This is a genomic window from Gordonibacter sp., from assembly GCF_036667095.1.
Classification (GTDB): Bacteria; Actinomycetota; Coriobacteriia; order Coriobacteriales; family Eggerthellaceae; genus Gordonibacter.
This window is the reverse complement of record NZ_JAVWUP010000144.1, coordinates 1-6,422: the sequence shown is the minus strand read 5'-3', so window position 1 is coordinate 6,422 and position 6,422 is coordinate 1. Positions and strand designations below refer to the sequence as shown.

Below are 6,422 nucleotides of genomic sequence, written 5' to 3'. Positions count from 1 at the left end.
AGGTGGCCATCCAGATGCCGTTCGCGAGCCAAGAGCTCAACCAACCAGGCGGCGGCTACGTGGGCCAGTCCAAGCAATCGGGCAACCTCGTCATCTGCAATCGCAAGGCGCTCGCAAGCCCCATGGGGTTCGTCTGCGGCAAGCCGGGATCCGGCAAGTCCTTCAGCGTCAAGCGCGAGATCATGAACACGATATTGGCATACCCAGACGACGAGATCATCATCTTCGACCCCGCGGGAGAATACGCGCCGGTGGTCGAGCCCGCTGGCGGCACGCCCATCCGCTTCTCGCCCGATTCGGCAACCTACATGAACCCGTTCGACTTAGGCGATGTCGCGGATATGGGCAACGCGTCTCAGATGGCCTTCAAGATAGAAGCGATACTGGCCCTGTCGTCTGCCACCATGGCCGAGGGTGCCCAAGGCCTGCCCGAGTCGGATCGGTCCATCATCAGCCGCTGCGTCGAGGCAGCCTACGTTGCCGCCTCCATGCATGGCAGGATGCCCACGCTCGGCGACTTCTACGACATCCTGCGCGTGCAAACCGAGGCCGAGGCGCGCGATATCGCGCTTCGCTACGAGCGCTACGTGAAGGGTGCCCTGTCGTTCTTCAACAACCAATCCAACGTCACGTTCGAGAACCGCATCACCAACATCGATTTCAAAGACCTGAACTCGAACATGCGCGTCTTCGGCATGCTCACGGCGCTCGAGGCGGTGCGCAACCGGATGTATCACAACTTCGAGCGCGGCGTCACCACCTGGCTCTACATCGACGAGGTGCAGAGCCTCTTCAGCCATCCGGCCATCATCAGCTACTTCTCGAAGTTCTGGGCCGAGGGCCGCAAGTTCAACCTCATCTGCACGGGCATCACTCAGAACTCCATCTACATGCTCGAGCACGAGGAGGCCCGCAACATGGTGCTCAACTCCGACTACATCATGCTCTTAAAGCAGTCTCCGCTCGACCGCCGCGAGTGGGTGCGCCTGCTCGACCTCTCCGCGCAGGAGGAGGCATGCATCGATGAGTCCGTGAAGCCTGGCGAGGGCCTGCTTGTGGCGGGTGCCGCCCGCATCGCCATCACGGATGACTGGCCGAAGGGATTGCTCTACGACACCTTCAACACCAAGCCCGAGGAGATCGCGGCGATCAAGCGCGCTGCCCGCTTCGAGCTCAGCTCCAAGGAAAAGGCCGAGGGGTAGCGGCATGCCGAGCGACCTTGCCAAGCATACCGATACGGCGAAAGCCGCCGAGTTCGCCCGGGGCGAGTCCGACAGCGCCCTCGAGGCCAGGGCAGGCCGCACCGATGCGGTGAGCGCCGGTATCGTCAAGAAGGCCGATTCGGTTGCCGCAGCCGAGCTGAAGGGAGCGCGCAAGGGAGGCGCGTCCATCAGAAGCGTGCTCGGTCGCGCAGCGCGGCAGGCTGGCAGGCAAGAGAGCGCGGATGCAGGAGACCAGGCCGCGCGCAACGTCATGCGGCAAACGGGCGTCGCCCTGCAGAAGGGCCGAAACATGCGCTCAGCGATGCTCGCTTCGACTGCAGCCGAGATGGACGAGGCCGACGAGACGAGCGGGATGGCGGACGCCTATCAGAAGGGCTCCGACGCCGTGGCGCTGCTACGCAAGGCGAAAGCCACGCGCACCTCCAAAGATGCGACCGATGCCGCAGCAAAGGCCACTGGGACAGATTGTCCCAGTGCGGCCAGATCCATCGAGGCGCGGACTCGCAAGGCCGTTTCCAAGGAGGCGGCGGATAAGGCTGCGACGGCGAAGGTGCGCATGCAGTCGCGGCGCACCTGGTTTCGCGCCCGTGCCGCGCAGGCTAAAGCGGCAGAGCCCGCAGCTGCGGCGGCCGCGAAGACCAGCGGCGCGAAGGCCCTCGCCGCAATGGCACCTGCGGCTGCGGCACCGCTTGCCGGGGTCATGACCGGAATCCTCGCCTTCGTGCTTGCCATGATGGTGGTATCCCAGCTCGTAAGCGCCCTTTTCGGCTTCTGGGAAAACGAGGCGTCGAAGCAATCGATGGCGGGGCTCCCGCCCTACATCACGCGCGAGATGGTGGCAACCGCGCTTGAGTGCCAGGAGAAGTACGGGCATCCGGCAGGCTGCACCATCGCGCAGATCATCTGCGAGTCGGGCGTGGGCGACCACTTGTCAGGCCTTGCCACGCGCGACAACAACCTGTTCGGCATCAAGTGGGCGCAAAGCTACGGGCTTGCAAGCGAGGTCGCGGGTCATTCGAGCTGGCAGACCGGCGAGGAGTACGGCGGAGAGCACGTCACCATCACGGCCGAGTTCACGAGCTTCAAGTCGCACAAGGACTGCATCGTATTCCGCAGCCGCGTCTTCTTGCAGAACTCCCGCTATTCGGAGAACCCGCTTATCAAGGAGGCTATCGAACGCCACGATTCCGACAAGATGGCAGAGGGCCTGAAGGACGCGGGCTATGCCACGAGCTCAAGCTACGTGGAGAGCCTGAAATCGGCCATGAAGACCTACAGCCTCTACCGCTTCGATGGGATGACCGTCGAGCAGTTCGAGTCCATGGTGGCAAACGGGGACGCGATCGTGCAGGCTGCCTACAGCCAGCTCGGGGTTCCCTACGTGTGGGGCGGCTCCACGCCAGGCGTCGGCTTGGACTGCTCGGGGCTCACCCAGTACTGCTACGCCCAGGCGGGCATATCCATTCCCCACTACACCGAAGACCAGAAGAGCGCGCTCACCACGGTTCTCCTGTCGGAAGCGCGCCCCGGAGACATCCTCTACAAGGTGGGTCATGTGGCCATCTACATCGGAGGGGACCGCTACATCCACGAACCGCAGACCGGTGACGTGTGCAAGATCTCCACCGGCATCAACTATTTCACCTGCGCGTTGCGCGCGAATAGATAGGAGCGATGAGCCGATGAACAAGAAGGGCAAGATACTCATGGCGCTGGCCATTGGGGCCGCCGTCATCCTAATCGGATCGAGCGTCGTGCGCTGCACGCTCGTCCATCAGGATGAGCCAGTGGGACAGTTCGTCCCAGTCGAATCAGAAGACAGCCAGGCAAAGCCGGACGCCTCAGATGCCTCCAACCAGAAGCTGACCGCAGACGAGGGCGATGCCTTGTCGATCCTGAGGGACAGCGCGTGGACTGCCGACGGCGGCAAGTCGAGCATCGTTTTCAAGGAGGGCCGCTATGCCGAATCCGATGGCGCTTCCACCAGCATGACGGCGTTCGACGTCGCGTCGGTGACGAAGGAGGGCAGCCAGACATCGATCATGCTGAAGCTCGATCTGCCGGATGGCACCACCAAGGACTCCCTCGTGCTCGTGCGCCAGGACGCGGCAGGTGCCCGCACCGTATCCAGCGACGATTTCACGCAGGCGAAAACCTATAGCCAGGGAGCGCCTAGCGCCGCCTCCGTCGAAGTCGTTGGCGTAAACGACGAGTTCCGGGAGCTTCTCGGCGGCACGACCGAAGCCCTATCGAAAGCCATGGCAGATTACGCGCATGCGCATGTGCCCACGGCGACCAAGGCGACGTGGGCGCAATCGCTCGTGGTCGACTACGCAAGCGGCACGGTAAGCGCGAACTTTGCGCTCGACGACGCGGCATCGACCGTGCTCACCGTCGAATACGCGCGAGGCCCGGCCACGTTCAAGGTCGTGGGGTGATGCGGATGCGGGCAATCATCGAAGACAGGCGCTTCGCCCTGGCGTTCGCGGGTACGCTTCTTGCCCTGAGCTCGCTTTTGCTGTTCCCAGACTTCGCCTTCGCGGCGATCGCCGACGACATCAACAAGTGGCTTTGCGGGGTGCTGCGCGACTGCTGCAACTGGATATTCTCCAATCAGATCAACATGCTCAAATCCATCGGCTACGACGGGATCCTCGCTAAGGGCTTCGACTCCATGCTCGGCACGGCGGGTACCACTACCATGTACTCGCTAGCGCGCGGGGTATGGCAGGTGGCCATCCTTCCCATCGGCTGCGGCGTGCTCGGGTTCGTATTCACCATCAAGCTCATCCAGATATCGCAGAAGATGGACGGCAACGCGAGTTTGCCGGGCGTGAAGGAGGTCGTGTTCCTGCTCGTGTTCTTCGCGGTGTTCCTGTTCCTCATCCAGAACAGCTTCGACCTCATGGCGTCGATCTACTCGGTCACCAAGCTCGCGATAGAGCGAGTCATAGACATGTTCGGCACGGGCGGCGCCATGGATCTGGCGGCGGTCTCCATCGTCACCACCGACGATGACGTGGCGGCGCTCGTCGCCATGCTCATCGTGGCTCTCATCAGCTGGGTCGTGGTGCTCGTGGCCTACATCGTGGCGCTCGTCGTCTCCTGGGCGCGAGCCATCCAGCTCTATCTCATGGCGGCTTTCAGCCCCATCCCGCTTTCGCTCATGGGCACCGAGGACACGCGCCAGATAGGCATCGGCTACGTCAAGAACTTCGTGGCGGTGTGCCTGGCGGGCATCATCATCCTCGTGCTGCTCATCTCGTTTCCGATAATCCTCGGCGGCCTCAATGCGGCGAACCCCGGAACGGGCACGCCCATCGACGGCATAGCCAACGGGCTCACCTACGCGCTCCAGTACCTGGCGATGTGCATCCTGCTCATCCTGTCCCTAGTCAAGAGCGGAAGCTGGGCCCGCGACATCGTGGGCGGATAGCAGAGAGGAGGTGAACCGTTATGTACGACTGCGATTCCTGCCCCTGCGAGCAAGCGGCCTGGCGCGTATTCGACCTCATGTGCGAGCACGAGCCCATGTACTTCGAGGCGCACGTTGCAGACGACGAGGAGAGTCCCAACGGCTTCGGTTGGTCCTTCTCGTCACATTCGCGAAACGCCGATGGCACCTGGTTCGAATACGACGGCGGCAGTACTGGGACTACCAAAGCGCGAAGGAACTCGAAGGCGCTATCGCAGAGGCGGTGCCCTTCGCGGCCTTCGAGGCAAGGCCCGTCGAATACGAGGAGTTCGAGCGCGTTGCCTCCCAAGCGCCCCGATCCCTGTCCGAGCGCGAGGCAGCCGCACGCGCATTCTGCGCTTGCAGCCAACGCAGACGCGACGACCCTGCGAAGGAGGCCCGAATGAGCAGATGAGCGACGCAGAAACCAACGGCGGGCACTTCCACATAAGCCCGCCATCGCCAATGTAAAGGAGAGAGGTCATGACCGAAAAGAAGAACACCTACATCACGCTGCACAAGAACTTCGTCCGCACCGACATCGAATACGCCGATAAGGCCACGGGCGAGACCAAGACGTTCAACGCCGTCACGCTGCCGAAGGGCACCCTCATCGACGGGAATGACGTGGGAGGCTACCAGTTCAGCCCGCTGTTCGTGAACGAGTCGCGCTACCGCGGGGAGAACTTCCGCGACATCCCGCTGCTCACCGACCGCGAGGTGTGGCTCAAGCGCTCCGTGCTCGACACCGAGGGCAACCCCGTGCTCGACGAGAACGGCAGGCCCGAGAAGGACACCGTGAAGGTGATGCCAACCCAGATAAAAGAGGCCATCGACAAGCAGCGAAGCGACTACCTGCAAGCGCGCTCAGCTGAGCGCGACCAAGCAAAGGAGGCACCCGAAGGCGAGCGCGGGCTAGGAGATAAGGCTCGTGCCGCCCGCAACGGGGCAAGCGCGCTCGGCGGACAGGCATCGGCCGCACCCCAACGCGAGAATGCGAGGGCCTAGGATATGGGAGCCACGATAAAAGACGGGGGAAGCCGGGCCTTGCGGGTGCTGCTGGCCTTCGCGCTGGCGTTATCTGCTGCAGTCGGCATCTCGACAGCGGACAAGGCCTATGCCACCGAGGCGGCGCTCGTGGAATCGGACCAGTTCTTCGACTTCTACCAATACGACAGCAACACGAACAACCACTGGCAAGACGAGGCATTCTACCTGAACGGAGAGGCCGCCTACTGCATCGACATCACGTCGCTCGTGGTCCGCGGGTCGACCTATTCCTCCCAGGCCATGCCCGCCGACATGGCCAAGCGCCTCGGCCTGTACAAGAAGTACCTCGACGTGGCCCATGGCGACTGGTCTGGGCTCAAGCGCGGCGGATACTTCCAGTACATGGTCTGGTGCGAGTACACGCCGGGGTACATGAGCGCCTACGTAACGCCGGACAACGCCGACTTCTTCGGCGTATACGATTCCGCGAAGGCCTACTACCAAGCCAACAAGGACCTCTACGAGGCAGAGGGCACCGAATGGGTGTCGGCCTCGTCCCAGTCCATGTGCGTGACGCCAAGGCTCATCCCCCACGGAGCCATCGAGCTCACGAAGGCGTCTGCGCACCCCGACCTCACCGCGAGCAACGCCTGCTATACGCTCGCCGGTGCCGAGTACTCGATCTACTCCGACCCGGGGCTTTCCGGCTACGTCGGAAAGATCACGACCGACGCCAACGGATACGGCAAGGCGGA

General features: G+C 62.9%; 6 protein-coding genes. All 6 read left to right on the top strand.

The annotated features are described in order from the left end of the window. Nucleotides 1-1,202, top strand: a 1,202-nt coding sequence (locus RR842_RS10905) for a DUF87 domain-containing protein (RefSeq protein WP_332729741.1), incomplete at its 5' end; no start/stop codon positions are given. Between the two features lie 4 nt (nucleotides 1,203-1,206). Further along, nucleotides 1,207-2,892, top strand: a complete 1,686-nt coding sequence (locus RR842_RS10900) for a glucosaminidase domain-containing protein (RefSeq protein WP_332729740.1) — start codon at nucleotides 1,207-1,209, stop codon at nucleotides 2,890-2,892. Between the two features lie 13 nt (nucleotides 2,893-2,905). Continuing rightward, on the top strand, nucleotides 2,906-3,661 hold the full coding sequence (locus RR842_RS10895) for a hypothetical protein (RefSeq protein ID WP_332729739.1): 756 nt from the start codon (nucleotides 2,906-2,908) through the stop codon (nucleotides 3,659-3,661). Next, nucleotides 3,661-4,659 (top strand): conjugal transfer protein TrbL, encoded by a 999-nt coding sequence (locus RR842_RS10890; protein ID WP_332729738.1) that lies wholly within the window; start codon nucleotides 3,661-3,663, stop codon nucleotides 4,657-4,659. Before RR842_RS10895 ends, RR842_RS10890 begins: the two co-directional genes overlap by 1 nt. Before the next feature lie 501 nt (nucleotides 4,660-5,160). Then, complete coding sequence (locus RR842_RS10885) at nucleotides 5,161-5,685, top strand: DNA gyrase (RefSeq protein WP_332729737.1); 525 nt, start codon at nucleotides 5,161-5,163, stop codon at nucleotides 5,683-5,685. Nucleotides 5,686-5,688: 3 nt separating this feature from the next. Then, nucleotides 5,689-6,422 (top strand): hypothetical protein (locus tag RR842_RS10880; RefSeq protein ID WP_332729736.1); only part of this gene is annotated, 734 nt, incomplete at its 3' end.

Bases quoted from the DNA above. Each gene is read 5' to 3' on its own strand.
- RR842_RS10900 (WP_332729740.1), top strand. From the start codon at position 1,207: ATGCCGAGCGACCTTGCCAAGCATACCGATACGGCGAAAGCCGCCGAG.
- RR842_RS10895 (WP_332729739.1), top strand. From the start codon at position 2,906: ATGAACAAGAAGGGCAAGATACTCATGGCGCTGGCCATTGGGGCCGCC.
- RR842_RS10890 (WP_332729738.1), top strand. From the start codon at position 3,661: ATGCGGATGCGGGCAATCATCGAAGACAGGCGCTTCGCCCTGGCGTTC.
- RR842_RS10885 (WP_332729737.1), top strand. From the start codon at position 5,161: ATGACCGAAAAGAAGAACACCTACATCACGCTGCACAAGAACTTCGTC.